General features: G+C 56.9%; 20 protein-coding genes. 11 read left to right on the top strand and 9 right to left on the bottom strand.

Annotation, left to right across the window (positions count from 1 at the left end; translation table 11 throughout):
* Positions 1-20 precede the first annotated feature (20 nt).
* The 6 genes from LJA86_RS11015 to LJA86_RS10990 form a co-directional block, all read right to left on the bottom strand.
* On the bottom strand, positions 21-1,409 hold the full coding sequence (locus LJA86_RS11015; protein WP_229226265.1) for a glutamine synthetase family protein: 1,389 nt from the start codon (positions 1,407-1,409) through the stop codon (positions 21-23).
* Between the two features lie 124 nt (positions 1,410-1,533).
* Positions 1,534-2,250, bottom strand: coding sequence for an outer membrane permeability protein SanA (sanA, locus tag LJA86_RS11010; protein WP_008500918.1), 717 nt, complete (start codon positions 2,248-2,250; stop codon positions 1,534-1,536).
* 127 nt (positions 2,251-2,377) lie between these two features.
* A complete protein-coding gene (cdd, locus tag LJA86_RS11005) occupies positions 2,378-3,262 on the bottom strand; it encodes a cytidine deaminase (protein WP_046091540.1) in 885 nt (294 codons plus the stop codon).
* Positions 3,263-3,391: 129 nt separating this feature from the next.
* Positions 3,392-4,087, bottom strand: coding sequence for a CidB/LrgB family autolysis modulator (locus LJA86_RS11000; protein WP_229226150.1), 696 nt, complete (start codon positions 4,085-4,087; stop codon positions 3,392-3,394).
* The gene (locus tag LJA86_RS10995) at positions 4,084-4,479 is read right to left on the bottom strand and encodes a CidA/LrgA family protein (protein WP_048224109.1); all 396 of its coding nucleotides are present in this window, start codon (positions 4,477-4,479) and stop codon (positions 4,084-4,086) included. Before LJA86_RS10995 ends, LJA86_RS11000 begins: the two co-directional genes overlap by 4 nt.
* Before the next feature lie 184 nt (positions 4,480-4,663).
* Complete coding sequence (locus LJA86_RS10990; RefSeq protein WP_229226149.1) at positions 4,664-5,374, bottom strand: type 1 glutamine amidotransferase; 711 nt, start codon at positions 5,372-5,374, stop codon at positions 4,664-4,666.
* 59 nt (positions 5,375-5,433) lie between these two features.
* On the opposite strand from LJA86_RS10990, the gene LJA86_RS10985 reads away from it, so the two are divergent.
* The 8 genes from LJA86_RS10985 (at position 5,434) to LJA86_RS10950 (ending at position 15,687) form a co-directional block, all read left to right on the top strand.
* Positions 5,434-6,231 (top strand): AraC family transcriptional regulator, encoded by a 798-nt coding sequence (locus LJA86_RS10985; protein ID WP_229226148.1) that lies wholly within the window; start codon positions 5,434-5,436, stop codon positions 6,229-6,231.
* A 41-nt stretch (positions 6,232-6,272) separates the two neighbouring features.
* Positions 6,273-7,205, top strand: coding sequence for a tRNA dihydrouridine(16) synthase DusC (gene dusC / locus LJA86_RS10980; protein WP_048028228.1), 933 nt, complete (start codon positions 6,273-6,275; stop codon positions 7,203-7,205).
* Between the two features lie 359 nt (positions 7,206-7,564).
* Entirely contained in the window at positions 7,565-8,854 is a 1,290-nt protein-coding gene (locus LJA86_RS10975; RefSeq protein ID WP_229226264.1) for a carbohydrate porin, read from the top strand.
* Between the two features lie 166 nt (positions 8,855-9,020).
* A complete protein-coding gene (gene licT / locus LJA86_RS10970) occupies positions 9,021-9,854 on the top strand; it encodes a BglG family transcription antiterminator LicT (protein WP_023616723.1) in 834 nt (277 codons plus the stop codon).
* Positions 9,855-9,991: 137 nt separating this feature from the next.
* Positions 9,992-11,845, top strand: coding sequence for a PTS beta-glucoside transporter subunit IIABC (gene bglF, locus LJA86_RS10965; protein WP_229226147.1), 1,854 nt, complete (start codon positions 9,992-9,994; stop codon positions 11,843-11,845).
* Positions 11,846-11,857: 12 nt separating this feature from the next.
* Entirely contained in the window at positions 11,858-13,252 is a 1,395-nt protein-coding gene (locus LJA86_RS10960; RefSeq protein ID WP_229226146.1) for a glycoside hydrolase family 1 protein, read from the top strand.
* A gap of 201 nt (positions 13,253-13,453) precedes the next feature.
* Positions 13,454-14,872 (top strand): multidrug resistance outer membrane protein MdtQ, encoded by a 1,419-nt coding sequence (gene mdtQ / locus LJA86_RS10955; protein WP_229226145.1) that lies wholly within the window; start codon positions 13,454-13,456, stop codon positions 14,870-14,872.
* A gap of 50 nt (positions 14,873-14,922) precedes the next feature.
* A complete protein-coding gene (locus LJA86_RS10950) occupies positions 14,923-15,687 on the top strand; it encodes an SDR family oxidoreductase (protein WP_023615867.1) in 765 nt (254 codons plus the stop codon).
* 429 nt (positions 15,688-16,116) lie between these two features.
* Here LJA86_RS10950 and LJA86_RS10945 read toward each other — a convergent pair whose 3' ends face one another.
* Entirely contained in the window at positions 16,117-16,689 is a 573-nt protein-coding gene (locus LJA86_RS10945) for a DedA family protein (RefSeq protein WP_229226144.1), read from the bottom strand.
* Positions 16,690-16,846: 157 nt separating this feature from the next.
* Here LJA86_RS10945 and LJA86_RS10940 point away from each other — a divergent pair, with 157 nt between their 5' ends.
* Positions 16,847-17,434, top strand: a complete 588-nt coding sequence (locus LJA86_RS10940; protein WP_023312454.1) for a Yip1 family protein — start codon at positions 16,847-16,849, stop codon at positions 17,432-17,434.
* 167 nt (positions 17,435-17,601) lie between these two features.
* Positions 17,602-18,525 (top strand): D-alanyl-D-alanine endopeptidase, encoded by a 924-nt coding sequence (gene pbpG, locus LJA86_RS10935; protein WP_045908667.1) that lies wholly within the window; start codon positions 17,602-17,604, stop codon positions 18,523-18,525.
* Positions 18,526-18,621: 96 nt separating this feature from the next.
* On the opposite strand, the gene LJA86_RS10930 is transcribed toward pbpG, so the two are convergent.
* Positions 18,622-19,176 carry a GNAT family N-acetyltransferase gene (locus LJA86_RS10930; RefSeq protein ID WP_045908666.1) on the bottom strand — a complete coding sequence of 185 codons (555 nt, stop codon included), beginning with the start codon at positions 19,174-19,176 and terminating at the stop codon, positions 18,622-18,624.
* 112 nt (positions 19,177-19,288) lie between these two features.
* On the bottom strand, positions 19,289-21,037 hold the full coding sequence (gene dld / locus LJA86_RS10925; protein WP_048028241.1) for a D-lactate dehydrogenase: 1,749 nt from the start codon (positions 21,035-21,037) through the stop codon (positions 19,289-19,291).
* Positions 21,038-21,226: 189 nt separating this feature from the next.
* Between dld and bglX the strand changes: the two genes are divergently transcribed.
* The gene (gene bglX, locus LJA86_RS10920) at positions 21,227-23,524 is read left to right on the top strand and encodes a beta-glucosidase BglX (protein WP_229226143.1); all 2,298 of its coding nucleotides are present in this window, start codon (positions 21,227-21,229) and stop codon (positions 23,522-23,524) included.
* Positions 23,525-23,536: the final 12 nt, after the last annotated feature.

Here is a 23,536-nt window from a genome sequence, read left to right as displayed (position 1 = left end):
GAGCGGGCTTTTTTTATGCCCTATGCCAGATGGGACTCCTCCTGCGTCACAATGCGCTCAAACCAGTCGAGTTCAGAAAGCTTGCAGGTGACCCACTGTTCGGAAAAGGCGTCGCCCAGGCTGTCGGTGAGATACTCACAGCGGGCAAAGGCCTCAATCGCCTCCTGCTGGAACAGCGGCAGTTCGGGTTGGTCGTGCTGCGGCTCAGGGAGATCCCCCTCGTCGATATGTTCCAGCCCGTACAGCATGCCTGTCAGGATAGTGGCCGCCACCAGATACGGATTCGCATCGGCCCCGGCCAGCCGGTACTCAATGCGACGATTGCCGTCATCCGAGCAGGGAATACGCAAGGCGGCGGAGCGGGTGTTATAGCCCCAGGAGTTAAAGACGGGTTCCGTCAGGTTTTTACGCAGGCGACGAAACGCGTTGACCCCCGGCGCAAGAATGGCGACGGAGGCGGGCATTAGCGCCAGCTGGCCCGCGATGCACAAACGCATCATGCTGCTCAGCGCGTTCACCGGCGAGGCAAAAACATTTTCGCCACGGCTGTTGTTCAGGCTGAAATGGATGTGCAAACCGCTGCCGGACAGCTGGCTGAAAGGCTTAGCCATAAAGTTGGCCTGAAGACCGTGCTTTTCAGCGACATAGCGGGTCAGGCGACGCAGGGCCAGCACGTTATCACAGACCTCAACGACGCGCTGGCTGTGCTTCAGGTTTAATTCGTACTGTCCGGACTCGGCTTCCGCTACGACCCCTGACAGCGGGATGCGCTGCAGGTGCGCCAGCTGTTCCAGCTCGTCAAACAGCGCCGCATGCGCCGACGAGGTATCCATATGAAAACAGCCCTGATTTTGCGGATCGCGTTCGCCCTGTCCCGTCAGGTAAAACTCAATTTCAGGGGCAATGACCGGGAAAAGGCCGTGCTGGTGGAAGCGGGCCACGACGTTCTGCAGTATCGCGCGCGGCTCAAGCGGGCAAGGGTTACCGTCGCTGTCTTTCATCGTCAGCAGGATCTGCGCGGTGTGCTCTGGATCCTGCGGACAGGGGCGCAAAGAGCCGGCGACCGGGACGCACAGCCGATCGGGTTCATCATAAAGCGGGGCGGCGATGTTTCCCTTCTGATCCATTGAGTAGACGGAAAGCGGAAAATAACAGCCTTTTTCCAGACTCAGCATGCTCTCCACCGAGAGGCGCTTGCCGCGCATCGTGCCGTTGATATCGTTCAGGTAAACGTCAACATGTTTCGTTTGCGGGTAACGTTCCAGATAATCGGCCACTTCCATGGCAACGTTGTGCTGCAGGGCGTCAATTTTTTCATCCAGCCAGAGACCAGAATTAAGTGCGCCAGGGAGTGATAAGCCGGGAAAGTTAAAGTACGGGCGGAGACTTTTGAGGAAAAACGCATTCATTATCGAGTTCATAGTCATTCTTCAATGAAGCCGTAGCGGCAATGAACTCAGCTTAAAAGAGCCGACGTAAAGGGGAGATAAAAAGCGTCAGGCCCGGCGTAAAGAAAGTATAAAGGCGGTCCCGCTATTTCTCTTTTTTCTGCATATCGAGCAGTTGCTCAGGCGTGACGGCCGGGTAACCTTGCGCGTCTTCCGGCACTTCGTGCATCGCCGGAATCGGCACCAGCGGGCCTAAAAAGCGTGGTTCGCGCTTAAAGATATACAGATCGGCCAGGGCACCAAAGCGGGCGCCGAACTCGCGCACGCGCACGCTCAGCATATCTTTTGGCGACGGCACCGCATAGCACTGCGCCTGAATACCCATATGCAGGGCAATAAACAGCGCACGCTCGCAGTGGAAGCGCTGGGTGATGATGATGAAGTCGTTGGTGTCGAAGACCTTGCGCGTGCGCACGATGGAGTCCAGGGTGCGGAACCCGGCGTAGTCGAGCACGATATCGGCAGGATCCACGCCCGCGGCAATCAGGTCCTTCCGCATCGTCACCGGTTCATTGTAGCTTTGCAGCGCGTTATCCCCGCTCAGCAGCAGGTAGTTCACCTTGCCGCTGTTGTAGGCGTTCAGCGCGCCCTGGATGCGGTAACGGTAATACTGGTTGATGACGCCGGTGCGGTAATACTTGGCGGTGCCGAGCACCACGCCAACCTGACGATAGGGCAGGTCTTGCAGATCATCAAAGATGTAGGGGGCGGTTTTCCAGCTCATCCAGCGGTCGAGACCGAGCACGATCAACAGCAGTATGCCGACCAGGACAGACAGGCTGTAAAAAACGCGCTTTAACATGCAGATGGCTCGTACCGAAGGTGAAATTTAACTCAGGCTACTTTACCCGCCTGGTTAGCGCAAGAAACAGCGACTCAACTGAGGGGTTTTTCAGCAAACTGGCGGGCATTTCTGCCCGCCGGAAGGATTACGCCAGCAGTACGCGGTCAATCGTCGTACAGCCCAGCGCTTTAAGCGTTGCGGCAGTGGCATCCCACTGAATCAGCGGCGCATCGGCAATTTCAGCCAGAATCGCGCGCTGAATGTCAGGATAATCATAGCCGTTCAGGCTCAGCAGGTTGAGTGCGCCCTGCAGCGGCGGCAGCGTTGGGTTAAACGCGGCGTTTTCCGCATAGCTGCCAGTGAAGATTCGGCCATCGCGGCACTGCAGCGCCACGCCGCTTGGGGACTTGCTGTACGGCGTGTGGCTCTTGTTGGCGGCGGCAATCGCCGCCTGGCTCAGGTCATCGCCGGACAGGGCGAAACCGTGGTTCTGCTCGTCCATCAGCAGGGTTTTGATCTCCAGATCTTTCGGGCCAAACGCGTCAGGCAGGTAATCCGCCAGCGTGTGCGGCGCGCGGCCTGGCAGATTGATGCGCAGCTGCAGCCCGCTGTTCAGCTCGTTCATAAACTGACGGCAGTGGCCGCACGGAGTGTAATTAACGGTAATCGCGCTCAGCGCTTTTTCACCGCGCAGCCAGGCGTGACTGATGGCGCTCTGCTCGGCGTGCACGGTTTGCTGCATGGTTGCGCCCAGGAACTCCATGTTGCCGCCGAAGTACCAGGTGCCGCTGACGCCGCGCGCAATGGCCCCGACGTTGAAGTGGGAGAGATCGGCCCGCGCGCAGGCGGCAGCCAGAGGAAGCAGTGCGAAAGCCAGCGCGTCTTCGTCCAGTCCCGTTGCCTGTTTCAGCATCGTGACCTGCTCCGCGGTCAGCAGGGCGGGGAAGTGCGCATCTGCCAGAACGGGAGCAAGGGCTGACTGCAAATTCTCTGCAAGCTGGGCGAAAGCAGCTTGAAAACGTGGGTGCATGGCGTTTGCCTCATAAAGGTTAATGGATCGGTAGTTTACGGAGCCGTCAGGGCTTTATATGTGATCCACTTCTCATTATGTATGCAACTTATGAAATCAAAATGAAATTTGCGCGACGCATCGCAAATTTTAGCCCATCACCGCCAGAATCAGCGGGAAAATGAACGGGGCCAGCAGAGAGGTAATAATCCCGCAGATCACCAGCGCCAGGGAGCTAAATGCCCCTTCCTGATAATCCAGCTCCGCGCAGCGGGCCGTGCCCAGCGCGTGCGAGGCGGTGCCCATCGAGAGCCCCCGTGCCGCCTTAGTATGAATACGCATCGCGTTCAGCAGGGTGTGGCCAAACACCGCGCCGAGAATACCGACGAAAATGACGCACATCGCGCTGATGGCCGGAATACCGCCGAGGCTGCCCCCAACCGCCATCGCGATAGGCGTGGTCACCGATTTAGGCAGAATAGAGGCGGCAATTTGCGGCGAGGCTCCCATCAACAGCGCCACCGACGTACCGGTGATCATCGCCACCAGGCTACCCACAAAACAGATGGTAATGATGGATTTCCAACGGGCGCGGATCTGGTGCAACTGCTCGTATAAAGGAAAGGCGAGCGCCACGACGGCGGGTTGCAGCAGGTCGTTTAAGATTTTGCTGCCGGCAAAGTAGCGTTCGTAAGGAATGCCGGAGAGCAGCAGGAACGGAATAATCACCACCATCGCCACCAGCAGGGGATTCAGCAAGGGCATTTTGAAACGCGCGGCAAGCTTACGTGCGGCGAAGAACACTGCCAGGGTGAGCGGCAGAGACCACCAGATATTGTCCATCATTTTTTTGTTTTCTCCCCAATCACGTTACGTTCGCCATGCACCAGATGTGAACTCCAGCTCACCACCAGGAAAACCACCAGCGTACTGACCGCGCAGGAGACCACAATCGGGCCGAACTGGGCTTTGAGCAAATCAAAATACTGCATGACGCCCACGCCGATAGGCACGAAAAGCAGCGCCATATAGCGAATGAGGACGAAGCTGCCGGGGTTGACCCACTTTGCGGGCAGGATTTGCAGCGCCAGCAACACGAAGAGGATCAGCATGCCGATAATGCTGCCGGGGATGGTGATGGGCAGCAGCGACGCGATGAAAATCCCGGCATACAGGCAGGCGTAAATCAGGGCGAATGCGCGCAGATATTGCCAGATAATGTTCAATGATTTGCTCATGGTGATAGTCCTTGCTGAAACGCATTCATCATACAATTAAACCTAAAAATGTGCCATGGATCACATCATGAATTTTGAGCATACCAGACATTCCGGAATGGAACGTCCGGTATCACCTTAACGGTGCAGGCTACAGTTTAGAGGAAAGGGATTGCGCTGGCGAAACGGCGTGCCAGAGAAGGTATCAGCGACAGGCGGTCAGTTTATCGAGAAAAGAAAACAGCACCTGGTTCATTTCGCGATAATCATGCGAGCGGAGTTTTTCCGCCGTTTCGACAAAACGGAATTCACCCGCGCGGCGGAGGTCACTCTGCGAATGCTCAATCAGCAACTCTACCACCTCCGGCGTCAGCTCCATATGGCACTGGAAACCGTAAACCCGTTCGCTGTATTGCACGATCTGGCGGGGACAGCCCTCGCTGTAAGCCAGAACCTTAGCCTGCGGCGTCAACCCAGGCATGTCGTTATGCCAGTGACCGACGTTCAGCACGCTGCCAAAGTCCTCAAACAGCGGGTTCGCCTTGCCTTCATCTGTGAGCCTGACGGGAAATTTGCCGATCTCTTTTTCCGGGCTGTGGCAAAACGCTGCGCCCAGCGCTTCGCCGATAAGCTGCGAGCCCAGACAAACGCCTATCACCGTTTTACCTGCCTCTATCGCGCGGCTGATGAGTGCTTTTTCCGCCTGCGCATCAAACCAGGGGCATTCCTCACGCGTGGTGGCGGGGGACTGCGGGCCTCCCATGATGATAAGCAGGTCTGTGTGCCCCAGCGCCTCGGGTAATGGTTCGCCCTGATACACTCTGGTGTAGCTCAGACTGCAGCCGCGACTTTTCCCCCAGATTTCATAGGCGCCTGGTGCCTCGAAATGTTCATGAATAATAAAATGGATGTGCATTGCGTCTCTCTCTGGTTACGTGTACAAGCAGCATCATAAGAGGAAGGGGGAGATGTGAAATGCCAACCGTTATCGATAAAACGCCAATTCACGACGATGCTATCGGATGGTCAAGAGGGGCGATTCGCTATACGCGCGGCGAAGTCGATCCGCCTCACCAGCATTCGCAGGGACAACTTTTGTTTGCCATCAAAGGGGTCATGCTGGTCGAAACCGGCAGCAAACGCTGGGTCATACCGCCGCAGCGCGCGCTGTGGATCCCTCCCTTTCAGGAGCATACCTACAGCGTGTTATCCACAACGGAGCTGCGCGCGGTCTGGTTTAGCCCGGCGCTGATAGTGCAATGCGAGCCTTTTAAGCGGAAAGACGAGGTTCATGTGATTATGGCAACAGCGTTGTTCAAAGAGCTGATTGCCGGGCTGTTCAGCGCGGAATACCGGCCAGCCAGTCATCGCAGCATGGCCGTTTTGCTGCTCGATATCCTCAGTGAAGCTCAGCAAATCTCGGCCGAATTACCGATGCCCGTGGATGAGCGCTTACATCGCATTGCCTGTGACATCATTGCCAACAATCTCTGGGATCTTTCTCTGGAAAGGCTGGCGGAACGGGCCGCGATGTCTGAACGCACGTTTTCACGCGCGTTTATCAACGATACCGGCTTTAGCTTCCGGGCCTGGCGACAGCGTGCCAGGATTTGTGCCTCGCTGGACCTGCTCGCAAACGGATACCCGGTTAAGCAGGTGGCCTGGATGCTGGGGTTTTCCGGCCCGGCGGCATTTGCGGCGGCGTTTCGCGCCATTGTTGGGGCAACGCCGGGTGACTTTCTGCCTGAACAGAAGCGCTTCCCAGCGATATAGAGAGCGGCTACTATAGCGCGTCTTTTTTCACAGGTACTGCTATGCGTGTTTTACTGGCCCCAATGGAAGGCGTGCTCGACTCCCTCGTGCGCGAGCTTCTGACCGAGGTGAACGACTACGATCTCTGCGTGACGGAGTTCCTGCGCGTGGTCGATATGCTGTTGCCGGTAAAATCCTTCTTCCGGCTTTGCCCCGAGCTGCACAACCAGAGCCGGACCTCTTCCGGCACGCTGGTGCGTATTCAGCTCCTCGGCCAGTATCCGGAATGGCTGGCGGAAAACGCCGCCCGCGCGGTTGAACTGGGCTCTTACGGGGTAGATCTCAACTGCGGCTGTCCGTCTAAGCTGGTGAACGGCAGCGGCGGCGGAGCGACGTTGCTGAAAGATCCTGAACTGATTTACCGCGGCGCGAAAGCTATGCGCGAGGCGGTACCCGCGCATTTGCCGGTGACGGTTAAGGTTCGCCTGGGGTGGGACAGCGATGCGCGGCAGTTTGAAATCGCCGATGCGGTACAGCAGGCCGGCGCCACCGAGCTGGTGGTGCATGGCCGTACCAAAGAAGATGGCTACAAAGCCGATCGCATTAACTGGCAGGCGATCGGTGAGATCCGCAAACGCCTCACCATTCCGGTGATCGCCAACGGCGAAATCTGGGACTACGAGAGCGCGCAGGCCTGTCTGCAGGCCACCGGCTGCGATGCGGTAATGATCGGCCGCGGCGCGCTGAACGTGCCTAACCTCAGCCGGGTGGTGAAATATAACGAACCGCGGATGCCGTGGGCAGACGTCGTCACGCTGCTGCAAAAATACAGCCGTCTGGAAAAGCAGGGCGACACCGGTTTGTATCACGTCGCGCGAATTAAGCAGTGGCTGAGTTATTTACGCAAAGAATACGATGAAGCGCTGGGGTTATTTCAGGAGATTCGTACTTTACAGACGTCGGCTGATATTGCGCGGGTGATTCAGTCCAAATAATAAGCGTTAAATTGCTCACACTTTTTTAAAACAGAAAACAGTTCCGGTTTTCAACGTGGCGCGACGGTGTTAAGGTGCCACTGTTTTCAACGCAGGATTGTTACTGGTTAACAGGCAAAACCTAAGCGTTTCACAGCATTTTCGCTGTGGAGTGCTTAGGTTTTTTTTTGCCTGTCATTTACGCAGGAGAGACATTTGGCTTAGCGCTTTTTACTGATTTTTAAAAAAAGAAATATCGACAGGAAATAGAAAAATTTCCTGCGGCCGGTTACGCACTCAATATTCAATCACAGGTTGTTATTATGGCATATAAAAATAAACTCTATGCGCTCGCCTTATTGGCGATATCCCCGCTGTCGATGGCGCAAGACTGGAACGGAACGGTATTAGGGTTTGAAGCTCCGCCGGAGCCTGTGCTGGGCGAAATGCTCGGCATACGTAAAATCCTTAACGATAACGGTTTTACCTATAATCTCGGATATCTGAATGAAATTGGCTGGAACGGCGGCGGTGGATATAACCACGACTCCCACGTGGCCTATATTGACCAGTTCGCGCTGACCTTCAACCAGGATCTGGAGCGCTGGACCGGTATCCCGGACGCGCGTATTGAGGGGAACATCGTCAACCGCAACCACAATGACGATCTCACCACCAAACGCGTGCAGGACCCGCGCGTCAACTTCAACGATCTGACCCAGGAGAGCTGGGGCGGGCAGTCGATTACCCGTCTGGGCTGGCTGACCTTTGCCCGCAGCTTTGACGACCGGCGTCTGACCTGGCGCATCGGGATGATGAACAAGGTACAAACCTTCGATCAAATTATCCCCTGTGATTTCCAGCTGCTGTCCCAGTGCGGCGGTAAGTCAGCCAACTCGCTGACCTGGAACAACTGGAACGTGCACACCTGGGGCACCACGCTTGCGTATAAACTCACGCCGACGCTAACCCTGAAGGGCGGCGTGATGGAGCAGAATCCGCAGGCCGCCAGCCGCAGCCATGCCTGGAGTTGGTCGACGAAGGGCAGCAAAGGAATCTTACTGCCGGTTGAAATCGAAGCGCGTCCGCTGATTAACGGCCTGCCGGGCGCGTACAACCTGGGCGTGGTGTTTACCAACGCGCCGCAAACCGATCTCTATCGCGGCAAATCGGGTGGGGCGGGGGCGACGGACCCGGACGGATTCGATACGCACAGCCGGACCTGGTTTATGTACGCCGGACTGAACCAGCAGCTAACGCAGCATCAGGATGATCCGAATCGCGGGTTGAGTACCTCGTTCAGCATGAGCCTTGCGGATCAGAGCAGTAACTACATGCACCAGGTTTACGCCGCCTCGCTGCGCTACCGCGGGCTGTTTGATGCGCGACCGGAAGACTGGATTGGCTTTGGTTTAACCTGGATTGATATGAGCAGCCAGTACGCCCGCAACCAGCGTTACCTGAACAGCCTGAGCGGCGTAAGCGATTATGACAATCCGGCGTATCACCCGGTGCCGGGCCATTCCCTGAACGGCGAGTTTTACTACCGTTTTCGTCCGGTGTCATGGCTTGAACTGCAGCCGGGTATGCAGTACTGGCACCATCCCGGCGGGGTCAGTCGCACCCAGGATGCCTGGGTCACCGAGCTGAAAACGGTGGTGACCTTCTGATATCACCGTAGCAAGTTCGATCCGCGTCACGTTTCTGACGCGTGACGCATTGAGGCTACGAATGAAACTGATAGAGTGCCAGAACTGGATTGTTACTGCTTAGGCAGGCAAAACCTGATTTTCTGGCATCTGCCGGAGGTCAGGTTTTTTTGTTTCTGGGGTTCAGATGAAAATCGCCAAGATACTCAATAATAACGTGGTGGTTGTTCAGGATGAGCGCGGGCGCGAACAGGTGGTGATGGGCCGTGGGCTGGCCTTTCAGAAGCGCGTCGGTGAAGCGCTGGATACCGCGTTGGTTGAAAAGGTGTTTGCGTTACAAAGCGATGAACTGGTGCGTCGGCTCGGAGAGCTGCTGAGTCAAATTCCGCTGGAGGTGATGACCACCTGCGACCGCATCATCGGGCTGGCGGCGCAGCGGCTGGGCAAGCTGCAGGAGAGCTTGTATATCACTCTCACCGATCACTGCTACTTTGCGATTGAGCGGCAGAAGAACGGGTTAGCCATCAAAAACGTGCTGCTGTGGGATATTAAACGGCTGTATCCGAAGGAGTTTGAGTTAGGGCAGGAGGCGCGGGCCATTATCGCCAGACGCCTGAACGTCGAACTGGAGGAGGATGAGGCCGGTTTTATCGCCCTGCATCTGGTCACCGCGCAGCTGAACAGCGAAATGCCGGAGGTGATGCACGTGACGCGGGTGATGCAGGAGATCCTGCAGCTGGTGAAGTATCAGCTGCAGCTTGAATATGACGAAGAGTCGCTCAGCTATCAGCGTTTTGTCACCCACCTGAAGTTTTTTGCCCAGCGGATGCTCACCCGCACCGTGGTGGAAGATGACGATGTCTCGCTGCATACGGCAGTCAAAGACAACTACGCGAAGGCGTGGAAATGCGCCGAGAAAATCGCACAGCACCTGAACAAAAGCTATCAGCGTGAGCTGACAACCGAAGAAATTATGTTCCTCGCCATTCATATCGAGCGGGTGAGAAAAGAGGGGCGTTAAGCCTCAAACAGGATTGTTACTGCACTACGCAGGCAAAACCTGAGCGCGGCCTTCGTCAGAAGGCCGTTCTCGGGTTTTTTTATTTTTTGTACTCAGTCAACAGGTGCCTGCGGGCATCGGGATGTAAGGAAATCGAGATGGAATACCAGGCTTTAGCGAAGGATATTCTCGGCCACGTTGGCGGAAAAGAGAACATCGTCAGTCTTGTGCACTGTGCAACCCGGCTTCGCTTCAAACTGAAAGACAATCAACGGGCGGATGCGGAAGGGCTCAAGAAAAATCCGGGCGTGATCATGGTGGTCGAAAGCGGCGGCCAGTTTCAGGTGGTGATTGGCAACCACGTTCACGACGTCTGGCAGGCTGTCCGCAATGAAGCAGGCCTTACCGATGACGCCCCTGTCGTGGAAGAGAAGGGTGAAAAGGGTAACCTGCTGGGCCGTCTGATTGACATCGTCTCTGGGATCTTTACCCCGTTTATCGGCATTCTGGCCGCGTCCGGTATTCTGAAAGGGCTGCTGGCGCTGGCCGTGGTGTGCGGCTGGCTCACGACCGGGAGCGGCACGTATAAAATCTGGTTTGCTGCCAGCGACGCGCTGTTCTTCTTCTTCCCGCTGGTGCTGGGCTATACCGCCGGGAAAAAGTTCGGCGGAAACCCATTCATTACCATGGTGATCGGCGGGGCGCTCACCCATCCGGTGATGATTGCGGCGTTCAACGCCAGCCAGCAGCCGGGCGCGGTGTCGGAAGCCTTTTTGGGCATTCCCGTCACCTGGTTCAACTACAGCTCGTCGGTGATCCCGATTATTCTCGCCGCGTGGGTGAGCTGCTGGCTGGAAAAGCAGAGCACCAGGCTGCTGCCTTCCTCGATGAAAAACTTCTTCGCGCCGCTGATCTGTCTTGCCGTGACCGTGCCGCTGACTTTCCTCGTTATCGGGCCGCTGGCGACCTGGCTGAGCCAGATGCTGGCGAACGGCTATCAGAGTATTTACGTTCTGGCACCGTGGCTGGCGGGCGCGGCGATGGGCGCGCTGTGGCAGGTCTGCGTCATTTTTGGCCTGCACTGGGGACTGGTGCCGCTGATGATCAACAACCTGGCGGTGCTGGGGCATGACTCCATGCTGCCGATGCTCTTGCCTGCGGTGTTCGGCCAGGTGGGGGCGGCGCTGGGCATTTTCCTGCGTACCCGCGATGCGCGTCAGAAAATGCTGGCCGGTTCATCCGTGACGGCAGGGTTTTTCGGTATCACCGAACCCGCAGTGTATGGTGTAAACCTGCCGCTGCGTCGTCCGTTTATTTTTGGCTGCGTGGCAGGCGCTATCGGCGGAGCGATTGTCGGCTTTAGTGACACCCACGTTTACTCTTTCGGCTTCGCCAATATCTTTACTGTCGCCCAGATGATTCCGCCGGGCGGCGTGGACGCCACGCTGTGGGGCGGCATTATCGGTACGGTGGTGGCGCTGGTGCTGAGCTGCGGCCTGACGCTGGTCGCCGGTATGCCAGGAAACACCGCGCCAGAAGGGGTGGTCACCGCGGGCGAAAACGATGTGCTATCACCGATGACCGGTACCGTTCTTGCGCTCGACCAGGTGCCGGATACCACCTTTGCCAGCGGCCTGCTGGGCAGCGGCGCCGCGGTTATTCCCTCCGATAACAAAGTGGTTGCCCCGTTTGCTGGCGTGGTGGCCTCGCTGTTCCAGACCAAACACGCCATCGGCCTGCTCAGTAACAGCGGAATAGAAGTGTTGATCCATGTGGGTATCGACACCGTGAAGCTCGACGGCAAGCCGTTTACCGCCCATGTGAAGGTCGGTGACACGGTGCAACCCGGCGATCTGCTGCTGGAGTTTGACCGACAGGCGATTATCGATGCCGGATACGATCTGGCGACCCCGATTATTATCAGTAACAGCGATGAGTATCGCGACGTGGTGACCGTGGCGGCAACGTCCGTCAATGCCGGTGCGCCGTTACTCAGCGTAAGCCATCAATAACAGGAGAACGTGATGAAAACTTTCCCGGACGATTTTTTATGGGGCGGCGCGGTTGCCGCGAATCAGGTAGAGGGCGCGTATCTGGAGGAGGGGAAAGGGCTGTCCACCTCTGACGTTCAGCCGCAGGGAGTCTTCGGCCCGGTGGTTGAGCGCGTGGCAGGCGACAGCGGCATCAAGGATGTTGCCATCGACTTCTATCATCGCTATCCGGAAGACATCAAACTGTTCGCGGAGATGGGCTTTAGCTGCCTGCGCGTCTCCATTGCCTGGACCCGCATTTTTCCGAACGGCGACGAGGAGCAGCCGAACGAGGCGGGGCTGGCGTTTTACGACCGGCTGTTTGACGAGCTGGCCGTGCACAACATTACCCCGCTGGTGACGCTGTCGCATTACGAAATGCCGTGGGGGCTGGTGAAGCAGTACGGCGGATGGGGCAGCCGCCAGACTATTGAGTTCTTCGAGCGCTACGCCCGTACCGTGTTTGTGCGCTACAAAGAAAAGGTCAAGCTCTGGCTGACCTTCAACGAGATCAATATGTCTCTGCACGCGCCGATGACCGGCGTGGGCCTGCCGGAAACCAGCAGCAAAGGCGAAGTGTATCAGGCGATCCATCATCAGCTGGTGGCCAGCGCGCTGGCGGTGAAGGCCTGCCATGAGATCGTTCCTGATGGCAGAATTGGCAATATGCTGCTGGGCGGTCTGATGTATCCGCTGACCTGCAAGCCGGAAGATGTTCTGGAAACACTGCAGGAAAACCGCGCCTGGCAATTCTTTGGTGACGTACAGTGTCGCGGTGCCTACCCGGGGTATATGCAGCGCTTCTTCCGCGACAACGGTATTCAGCTTGAGGTCACGGATGCCGACCGCGAGGCGCTGAAATCGACCGTCGATTTTATCTCCTTCAGCTACTACATGACGGGCTGCGTCACCGCGGACGACGCCCTCAACCAGCAGGCGCGCGGCAACATCCTGAGCATGGTGCCAAACCCGCATCTGGCCAGTTCCGAATGGGGCTGGCAGATTGACCCCATCGGCCTGCGTACCCTGCTAAACGTGCTCTGGGATCGCTATCAGAAGCCGCTGTTTATCGTGGAAAATGGTCTGGGAGCAAAGGATAAACCGGACGCGGACGGCACGGTGCAGGATGACTACCGCATCAGCTACCTTAACGACCATCTGGTGCAGGTGCGTGAAGCGATCGAAGACGGCGTTGAGGTGATGGGCTATACCAGCTGGGGCCCAATCGACCTGGTGAGCGCATCAAAAGCTGAACTCTCTAAGCGCTACGGCTTTATTTACGTCGATCGCGATGACAGCGGAAAAGGTACGCTGGCGCGCAGCCGCAAGAAAAGCTTCTACTGGTATAAAGAGGTCATTGCGACGAAAGGCGCGTCGCTGAAAGTTTAATAACGCGATCAACCTGACAGGGGGCGTTCACGCTGTCGGGTTGATTATTTTTTATTTGCATAATTTAATTTAAATAATAATTTCGGTGAATACTTTTCCGTATATTTAAATCTATGACAATTTACGCTTTGCCACGCATTACTAAAAAAACAAACAGAATCAAGCGTAATTTGCGCCTTTATTTTTTGAGTATATGGCGTAATGAAACGTTCTTTTATTTTATCTCTGAGTGTTCCCTTTGCATTTATTCTGGCTGCCTGCGCGCCTGAACATGCCACGGTATCTCCCATTAAAACGCAAACCACGGCGGCGTCGGTAAAGACGGTTCTGGCTCATCAGGACTGGCCGAAAAATGAGTGGTGGAAAGCATATAACGATCCTGAACTTAATTCGCTGATCGCGAAAGCATTAAGCGATGCGCCGGATATGCAGATTGCCCGTCAGCGCATTACGCTCGCTGAAGCCCAGGCCAAAGCGGCTATGGCAGCCGACGGTCCGCAGATCGATTTTTCAGCGGATGCTGAACGCCAGAAAATGTCCGCCGAAGGGCTGATGGGACCCTTTGCCATTACCGACCCGGCGGCAGGGACAACCGGGCCGTGGTACACCAACGGCACCTTTGGCCTGACCGCTGGCTGGGATCTCGATCTCTGGGGAAAAAATCGCGCGCAGGTCGAAGCCCGGATAGGCAAAGTGAATGCGCAAAAAGCGGAGCTGGAGCAGACCCGTCAGCTGCTGGCCAGCAGCGTGGCGCGGCTTTACTGGGAATGGCAAACGCAGGCCGCCGTGGGGGAGGTCCTCGCGCAGATCAAACATGAGCAGGACAATATTATCGGCGCCGACCGCGAGCTGTATCAACACGGCATCACCTCCTCCGTGGAGGGCGTCGAAACGGACATCAACGCCAGCAAAACCGAAGAGCAGCTGGCCGGGGTCAACGGGAAGATGAAAGCCATAGAGGCGCGCCTGGTCGCGCTGACCAACGCCCGCTCCGTGAAGCTGACGCGGCACGCCCTGCCGACGGTGGAAGCCTCGTTACCGTCGACGCTCGGCTATGAACTGCTGGCACGCCGCCCGGATCTTCAGGAGGCGCACTGGTATATCGACGCCTCCATGAGCGAGGTGGAAGCCGCCAGAGCAGCGTTCTATCCTGACGTGAACCTGATGGCGTTCTTACAGCAGGATGCCCTCCACCTGAGCGATCTGTTCCGTTCATCCGCGCAGCAGATGGGCGTGACCGCCGGGTTGACGCTGCCAATTTTTGACAGCGGCAGGCTGAACGCCAGCCTGGATATCGCCCAGGCGCAGAACAATCTCTCGGTTGCCAACTACAACAAAGCGGTAGTGGAGGCCGTCAATCAGGTGGCACGCACGGCCAGCGAAGTCGAAACGCTAATGGCGAAGAACAGCCATCAGCAGCAGGTTGAAAAAGATGCGGCACGGGTCGTGGCGCTGGCTCAGGCGCGTTTCAGCGCGGGGATTATTGCGGGTTCCCGGGTCAGTGAAGCCAGAATACCGGCCCTCAAAGAGCACCTCGAAGGCGTGCTGCTGAAGGGGCAATATGTCGACGCTACCCTGCAGCTGACCTCGGCGCTGGGCGGCGGCTATCATCATGGCTAAAAAAGGCCATTATCTATACTTACCTCTTTGCAGTTTTTCAGGAGGTGAGTATGACCAGAGTAGCGATTGTGACCGCATCGGATTCCGGGATTGGGAAAACCACGGCCCTGATGCTGGCTGAGCGCGGGTTTGATATTGGCGTCACCTGGCACTCGGATGAGAAAGGGGCGCTGGAAACCTGCCGCGAAGTCGAAGCGCAGGGACAGCGTGCGGAGGCTATCCATCTTGATTTAAGCACGCTGCCGGAAGGTGCTGAGGCCATTGAAACGCTGATTGCGCGTTTTGGTCGGCTGGACGTGCTGGTCAATAATGCAGGGGCGATGACCAAAGCGCCGTTCCTCGAGATGCCGTTTGACGACTGGCGAAACATTTTCACCGTCGACGTGGACGGGGCGTTTCTCTGTTCACAGATAGCCGCAAGGCAGATGGTGAAGCAGGGGGAAGGGGGGCGGATTGTGAACATCACCTCGGTACATGAACACACGCCCCTGCCGGAGGCCAGCGCCTACACGGCGGCGAAACACGCGCTCGGCGGGTTAACCAAATCCATGGCGATGGAGTTGGTTAAGCACAACATTCTGGTGAACGCCGTCGCGCCGGGTGCCATTGCCACGCCAATGAATGACATGGACGACAGCGAAGTGAAGGAAGGCTCAATGCCGGAAATCCCGCTGGCAAGGCCGGGCCATACGAAAGAGATTGCCAGCCTGGTGGCGTGGCTGTGTGACAGCGACGCCAGCTATACAACAGGGCAATCGTTTATCGTCGACGGGGGCTTTATGCTGGCGAACCCGCAGTTTAAGCCGGAGGGGTAGTAACCTTTCTCCCTCTCCCTTGAGGGAGAGGGCTGGGGTGAGGGGGAACATACGACTGTAGTGGTCATTCCGTTCACTTCATGTTCTTTGCTACTCTGTAACGACATGGCCGGTGAACGTGCCAGGGTGGCTCAATCGCCACCACCCTGGCGACCCGGGCTCCCGGCGGTAAATCGCCGCTTCGCGGTACCCTCAGCTTATTCCTTCAGGCTATCGGGTCGGGCATGAGCCTGCATCCCTGCAGGCCACGCCCTCTCGGCGCATCCCTGCGCCTCGCCCCGGCCCTACGGAAACGCCTCGGCGATTTACAGCCGGACCAGGGCGTCGCTGTAAGTCATTAATTTACCTGAAGCAGTGTTCATCGCTTCAGGTAAAAAAATTACTGGGGAACCCTCAGCCCTGTGGGTGAGGGCATCAGGCTGAACCAGGCTACTCCTCATCCCGCGTCTTTTCCCGATGCTTCAGCCACAGTCGAACTGCAATCACCGCCACGACCACCAGAATCAACCACGCCCAGTGCTTCAGGTGCTGGTCGAGATTATGCAGCCAGGGCGCAATCACTTCGCCCCCTACATAACCGAGTGTCGTAAAGATCAGCGCCCAGGCAATCGCGCCCACCATATTGAGCGGCAGAAAAATTTTGGGCGGCAGATGGCTGGCGCCAATCAGTATCGGCCCGATAATGCGAAAGCCATACATAAAGCGGGTGCCAATGACGAACAGATAGGGATGACGTTGAATGAGCCGCTGAGCGCGGCGGATTTTCTTCTGATGCTTTGCGAAACGCTTTAGCAGCGTTGGTCCAAAGCGCAGCCCCAGAAAGTAGAGCAGCTGATCGCCTATCATCCCGCCCAGCGCGACCGCGGCGACGACCAGCGGGAATTTCAGTAACCCCTGATGCGCGGCGACGCCCCCTAACAGCGTGATGGTTTCACCTTCTGCCACGCTACCGATCACCAGCGCGGCATATCCATATTGCTCAATGAGTGCGTTAATATCCATTACGTAACTGTTATCTCCCTCTGCGTGCCTCGTTTAATCATATACCCCATGAATCAACAGCGGGGAAATCAACGGAAATTTCCCACTGTACATAAAATAATCTAAAGCCTGCATTATACTTAAGGTATCGCTGACGGGCCGACAACAAGGGGGCGCTATGAACCATGTCTGGGGACTTTTCTCCCATCCCGATCGTGAAATGCATGTCATTAAAAGTGAGAACGAAACGGTCTCGCATCATTACACGCACCACGTGCTGCTGATGGCTGCGGTGCCGGTAATATGCGCTTTTATCGGAACGACACAAATCGGCTGGAACTTCGGTGACGGCACCGTGGTTCAGCTTTCCTGGTTTACCGGACTCTATCTGGCCATCGTCTTTTATGGCCTGATGCTGGCGGGTGTGGCGGTCATGGGGCGGGTCATTCACTGGATGGCGCGTAACTATCCGCAACGTCCATCGCTGGCGCACTGTATGGTCTTTGCCGGGTATGTCGCAACCCCGCTGTTCTTAAGCGGTATTGTTGCGCTCTATCCACTGGTCTGGCTGTGCGCGCTGATCGGTACTATTGCCCTCTTTTACACCGGTTATCTGCTGTATCTGGGGGTTCCAACCTTCCTGAATATCAATAAAGAAGAGGGCCTGAGCTTCTCCAGTTCAACGCTTGCCATCGGGGTGCTGGTGCTGGAGGCGCTACTGGCGCTGACGGTGATTCTTTGGGGTTATGGATACCGTCTCTTCTAAACGCACTGCATTGCTGGCGTAAATGCCAGCAATGCAGCATCTGTTCACGATTATCCTCTGGCGACAACGCCCGCTGACGGCTATGATGCCGAAGCCAGCCTGAGTTTATCCGTCGACCCAGGCGGTGTACGTCATGACGTGCGTGAATAATTATCAGAAGTCTCACCATGCTGAAATTCCGAGTCTCTTTACTTAGCCTGGCGCTGTTGCTGGGTGCGTCCGCTGCCGTGCCGGCCGTCGCCAAAACGCCCGCGGTGACTGCTACCGCCGCTCAGCCGCAAATTGCTTCCGGCAGCGCGATGATTGTCGATCTCAACACCAATAAGGTGATTTACGCCAGCCATCCGGATCTGGTGCGACCGATCGCCTCAATTACCAAATTAATGACCGCGATGGTGGTGCTTGATGCCCATCTGCCGCTGGACGAAAAACTGAAGGTGGATATCAGCCACACGCCGGAGATGAAGGGGATCTACTCCCGCGTGCGCCTGAACAGTGAGATCAGCCGTAAGAATATGCTGCTGCTGGCGCTGATGTCGTCTGAAAACCGCGCGGCGGCGAGTCTGGCGCACCACTATCCTGGCGGCTACGACGCCTTTATCCGCGCGATGAACGCCAAAGCCAAAGCGCTGGGGATGAACAATACGCACTATGTGGAACCGACGGGTCTGTCGATCAACAACGTCTCCACGGCGCGTGATCTGACGAAACTGCTGATTGCCAGCAAACAGTACCCGCTGATTGGTCAGCTCAGTACCACCCGTGAAGAGATGGCGACCTTTGCGAACCCAGCCTATACGCTGCCGTTCCGCAATACTAACCATCTGGTTTACCGGGATAACTGGAATATTCAGCTAACCAAAACCGGCTTTACCAACGCGGCTGGACACTGTCTGGTGATGCGCACCGTGTTTAACGGTAAGCCGGTGGCGCTGGTGGTGATGGATGCCTTCGGCAAATACACGCACTTCGCGGATGCGAGCCGCCTGCGTACCTGGATTGAAACAGGAAAAGTGCAGCCTGTCCCGGCCGCGGCATTGACGTATAAAAAGCAGAAAGCCGAGCAGATGGCGACGGCGCAGAACGATTAGGTAAAAGCAAAACGGTAACGCATGTTACCGTTTTTTATGTTTTCTCCCTCTCCCTGCGGGAGAGGGCCGGGGTGAGGGCACCAGACCGCACTGCGTTTATTCCGGCAGCGTCCAGTCACCGTCGTTGAGCGGGCGCTGCATAATCACCGTATCCCGCCAGTCTCCTTTCTTATAGCCTACGCTGCGCAGCTGACCGACAATCACGAAACCATGTTTTTTATGCAGGCGTAACGAACCGGCGTTGTTATTGCCATCTCCCACTACGGCAATCATCTGCCGCCACGGCCCTTGCTCGCAGCGTTCAATCAGCGCATCCATCAGTGCAGTGCCAAAACCGCGCCCGGTGATGCTGGCATCCACGTAAATCGACTCTTCCAGGGTATAGCGGTAGGCGTGTCGCGGTCGGTAAGGGGTGGCATAGCAGTAGCCCACCACAATGCCGCGGTACAGCGCAATAAGCCACGGTAAACCGTTCTCAGTCACGCTTTTCATACGTTGGCGCATTTCGTCAATGGTTGGGGGGACTTCTTCAAATGACGCGCGCCCGTGAAGTACATGCCAGGCATAGATCGCGGCAATGGCATGCACATCATCGGGAAGGGCATCACGCACTTCCAGCTCGGTCTCGGATAAAACATCAATAGCCGACATGATGTGCCTGCTCCTTGTTATCGAATGCCGGAGAAACGTTTCTCCGGCGATGAGCAGTTACTCTATTACGATTAAGGAGCGCTTAACAATCTCTCAAATTTGGCTGTAGGAATTAATCAGACGCTTGCGTTATGTGCTGCTCCGCGTCTTCGCTCTCTTTCCAGTATTTCTTCCGCGTTGTTTTACCGATGCCGGGATTCATGCTGTTTGTAGGGTCATTCTCGCGATAAAACTGCTTAAGTGCGTCAGGGGCTTTATAAAGATGTCCGACGTTGTGTTCCGCAGGATATTGTGCGCCACGTTCACGCAAAAGGGCGAGCATCTGCTCCTTCAGTTCGTGTGCATCGACCCCTTTTTTGACGATGTAATCCTGATGGAAGACATAGCACATAAAGTGGCCGTAATAGAGCTTATGCACCAGCTTGCTGTCGATTTCCGGCGGCAGGTGCTCAAACCACTCGGTGTCGTTACGCCGCAGGGCGATATCCAGCGCCAGAATGTCTTCCACCTCTTCGGAATGCACCGCCTGATATCGGATGGCGGCACCAGCGGCGGCAAAGCGGTGCAGAAACGCTTTGCTGCCCTCTTCAGGCGTACAGGCAAAGAAATCCCCTTCGGCGGTTTTGAAGAACTCGGTCAGCCAGGCCTGCGCTTCGGCGATCCCGTCTCCGGCCATTTTCAGCAGCAGGTGATGTTCGTACTTGTCGCGCCAGGTTTTCATTCTCTCCGGTAAATGCGCCGGGAAAACGTTGCCCAGCTTCTGCATAAAGCGGTCGGTGAAGTGAGGTTTGAACAGCGACACTTTCTCCAGCATCGCGTCGGTACGGCCCTTCATGGTGAAGAAGAACGGCATTTTGTCGGTGCCGAGCTTGTCGATCATCAGGAACGTGTCTTTGCCGTAGCGCTCGGCGATGTCGTAAATGTCCCGGTGCATGTACTCGCCCGCCACCGGCAGATGAGTGAATTCGCCCAGAATATGACGGCGGATCTCCGTCAGAACCTCAGGCTGGTTGGTGCCGATGTAAAATACCTGCTGCTTTTTCTCTGCCGGGAACGTGTCGAGACGCACCGCAAAAACGGCCAGCTTGCCCGCGCAGCCGGAGGATTCAAACAGGCGATCCGGGTCGGCGTTATAGCGCGCCGGAGTGTCAGCGTTGATATCCCGCACGCGGGTCACGTAGTCATGGTCGTGTGCATGGCGACCGTCGTGCTGAACGTCTTCGTCCTTCACGCGATCGTCGTCGAGCTTGCTGAGGATCTGCTCCGGCGTCACGCCGAGATCGATTCCCAGATGGTTCACCAGCGTCAGCTTGCCGTTTTCGTCAATACGGGCAAACAGCGACATCTCGGTGTAGGCGGGGCCACGCTGTACCAGCGAGCCGCCGGAGTTATTGCAGATCCCGCCAACCACCGAGGCGCCAATGCAGGAGGAACCGATCACCGAGTGCGGTTCGCGGCCCAGCGGCTTAAGCGCTTTCTCGAGGGAGTAGAGCGTCGTGCCGGGGAACGCGAGCACCTGCTCGCCTTTATCCAGCAGGTGCAGCTTGTCGAGGCGCAGGGTACTGATAATCACGATGTCACGATCGTAATCATTGCCGTTGGGCGTGGAGCCTTCGGTCAGGCCGGTATTGGCCGCCTGCATTAAAATAATCTTGTCGGCGGCGACGCAGGCGCTCAGGACGCGCCACAGCTCCAGCAGCGTGCCGGGGAAAACCACCGCCAGCGCCTCGCCCTGACCGGAGCGGAAGCCCTTGCGGTAGCGGGCGGTTTTAGCCGGGTCGGTAAGCAGGTGAGAGGAGCCAACCAGGCGCGACAGTTCGTTAATAAATGTTTTGTTATCGTCAGTTCGAACAGAAGACATCTTCCACTCCTTGTGGTGGGGCAAATTTCTCGCTGTAAAGCATAGCGCGATTAACTGTTAAGCGGTCGAGTATTCACGAGAAAAATCAGAGAATAACCCTGCAACGATCGGAGGGTTTGTGGCACACTGCGCTTTTCGCACGGTATGGCCGAGATCGTCCGGCGGTTATTGATGAGAGAGTAAAACGACATGAAATGGCTATGTTCTGTAGGTGTCGCCGTCAGCCTGGCGCTGCAACCTGCGCTGGCAGAGGATTTGTTTGGCAATCACCCGCTCACGCCTGAAGCGCGGGATGCGTTTGTCACGGAATTGCTCAAGAAAATGACGGTCGATGAGAAAATCGGCCAGCTGCGTCTGATCAGCGTCGGCCCGGATAACCCGAAAGAGGCCATCCGCGAGATGATCAAAGACGGGCAGGTAGGGGCCATCTTTAATACCGTCACCCGCCAGGATATCCGCAAGATGCAGGACCAGGTGATGGATCTCAGCCGCCTGAAAATTCCGCTGTTCTTTGCCTATGACGTGGTGCACGGCCAGCGTACCGTCTTCCCCATCAGCCTCGGCTTAGCCTCCTCCTTTAACCTCGACGCGGTGAAAACCGTCGGGCGCGTGTCGGCTTATGAAGCGGCGGACGACGGCCTGAACATGACCTGGGCGCCTATGGTGGACGTCTCGCGCGATCCGCGCTGGGGCCGCGGCTCGGAAGGCTTTGGTGAAGATACGTATTTAACCTCCACGATGGGTAAAACCATGGTGGAAGCGATGCAGGGCAAAAGCCCGGCGGACCGCTACTCGGTGATGACCAGCGTCAAACACTTCGCGGCCTACGGCGCGGTGGAGGGCGGTAAAGAGTACAACACCGTCGACATGAGCCCGCAGCGCCTGTTCAACGACTACATGCCGCCGTACAAGGCCGGTCTGGATGCGGGCAGCGGCGCGGTGATGGTGGCGCTGAACTCGCTGAACGGCACGCCTGCGACCTCTGATTCCTGGCTACTGAAAGACGTGCTGCGCGACCAGTGGGGCTTTAAAGGCATCACCGTTTCCGACCACGGCGCGATTAAAGAGCTGATCAAACACGGTACCGCTTCCGACCCGGAAGACGCGGTGCGCGTCGCGCTCAAGTCGGGCATCAACATGAGCATGAGCGACGAGTATTACAGCAAATACCTGCCGGGGCTGGTGAAGAGCGGCAAGGTGACGATGGCGGAGCTGGACGATGCCACCCGTCACGTGCTGAACGTGAAATACGACATGGGGCTGTTTAACGATCCGTACAGCCACCTGGGTCCGAAAGATTCTGACCCGGCAGATACTAATGCTGAAAGCCGCCTGCACCGCAAAGAAGCGCGTGACGTGGCGCGCGAAAGCCTGGTGCTGCTGAAAAACCGCCTCGACACGCTGCCACTGAAAAAATCCGGCACCATTGCCGTGGTGGGGCCGCTGGCCGACAGCAAGCGCGACGTGATGGGCAGCTGGTCTGCCGCGGGCGTGGCTGACCAGTCCGTGACCGTGCTGACCGGTATCAAGAGTGCCGTCGGTGAAAACGCCAAAGTGGTTTACGCCAAAGGGGCAAACGTCACCAACGATAAAGACATCGTGACCTTCCTCAACCAGTATGAGGAAGCGGTGAAGGTCGATCCGCGCACGCCGAAGGAGATGATTGACGAGGCGGTGAACGCCGCGAAGCAGTCTGACGTCGTTGTCGCGGTCGTGGGGGAAGCGCAGGGTATGGCACACGAAGCCTCCAGCCGGACCGATATCACCATTCCACAGAGCCAGCGCGAGCTGATCGCCGCCCTGAAAGCCACCGGCAAGCCGCTGGTGCTGGTGCTGATGAACGGTCGTCCGCTGGCGCTGGTGAAAGAAGACCAGCAGGCTGACGCCATCCTGGAAACCTGGTTCGCCGGTACCGAAGGCGGTAACGCCATCGCCGACGTGCTGTTTGGCGATTACAACCCTTCGGGCAAGCTGCCGATGTCCTTCCCGCGCTCTGTCGGGCAGATCCCGGTCTACTACAGCCACCTGAATACCGGTCGCCCGTACAACGCCGACAAGCCGAACAAGTACACCTCTCGTTACTTCGACGAAGCTAACGGCCCGCTGTATCCGTTTGGTTACGGCCTGAGCTACACCACCTTCAAGGTTTCTGACGTCAAAATGTCGTCGCCGAGCCTGAAGCGTGACGGCAACGTCACCGCCAGCGTTGAGGTAACCAACACCGGCAAGCGCGAAGGGGCAACGGTGATTCAGATGTACGTTCAGGATGTCACCGCGTCGATGAGCCGTCCGGTGAAACAGCTGCGCGGTTTTGAGAAGGTCAACCTGAAGCCGGGGGAAACCAAAACCATCAGCTTCCCGATCGACGTGGATGCGCTGAAGTTCTGGAACCAGCAGATGAAATATGATGCGGAACCGGGCAAATTTAACGTCTTTATCGGCGTGGACTCCGCCCGCGTGAATAAAGGCGAGTTCGAGCTGCTGTAACCTTTCCCTCCT

It is taken from the genome of Enterobacter sp. TCD1-1 (assembly GCF_020567405.1).
Taxonomy (GTDB): domain Bacteria; phylum Pseudomonadota; class Gammaproteobacteria; order Enterobacterales; family Enterobacteriaceae; genus Enterobacter; species Enterobacter quasiroggenkampii.
Note: the sequence above shows the minus strand (reverse complement) of the source record. Positions and strands in the feature narration are given on the sequence as shown.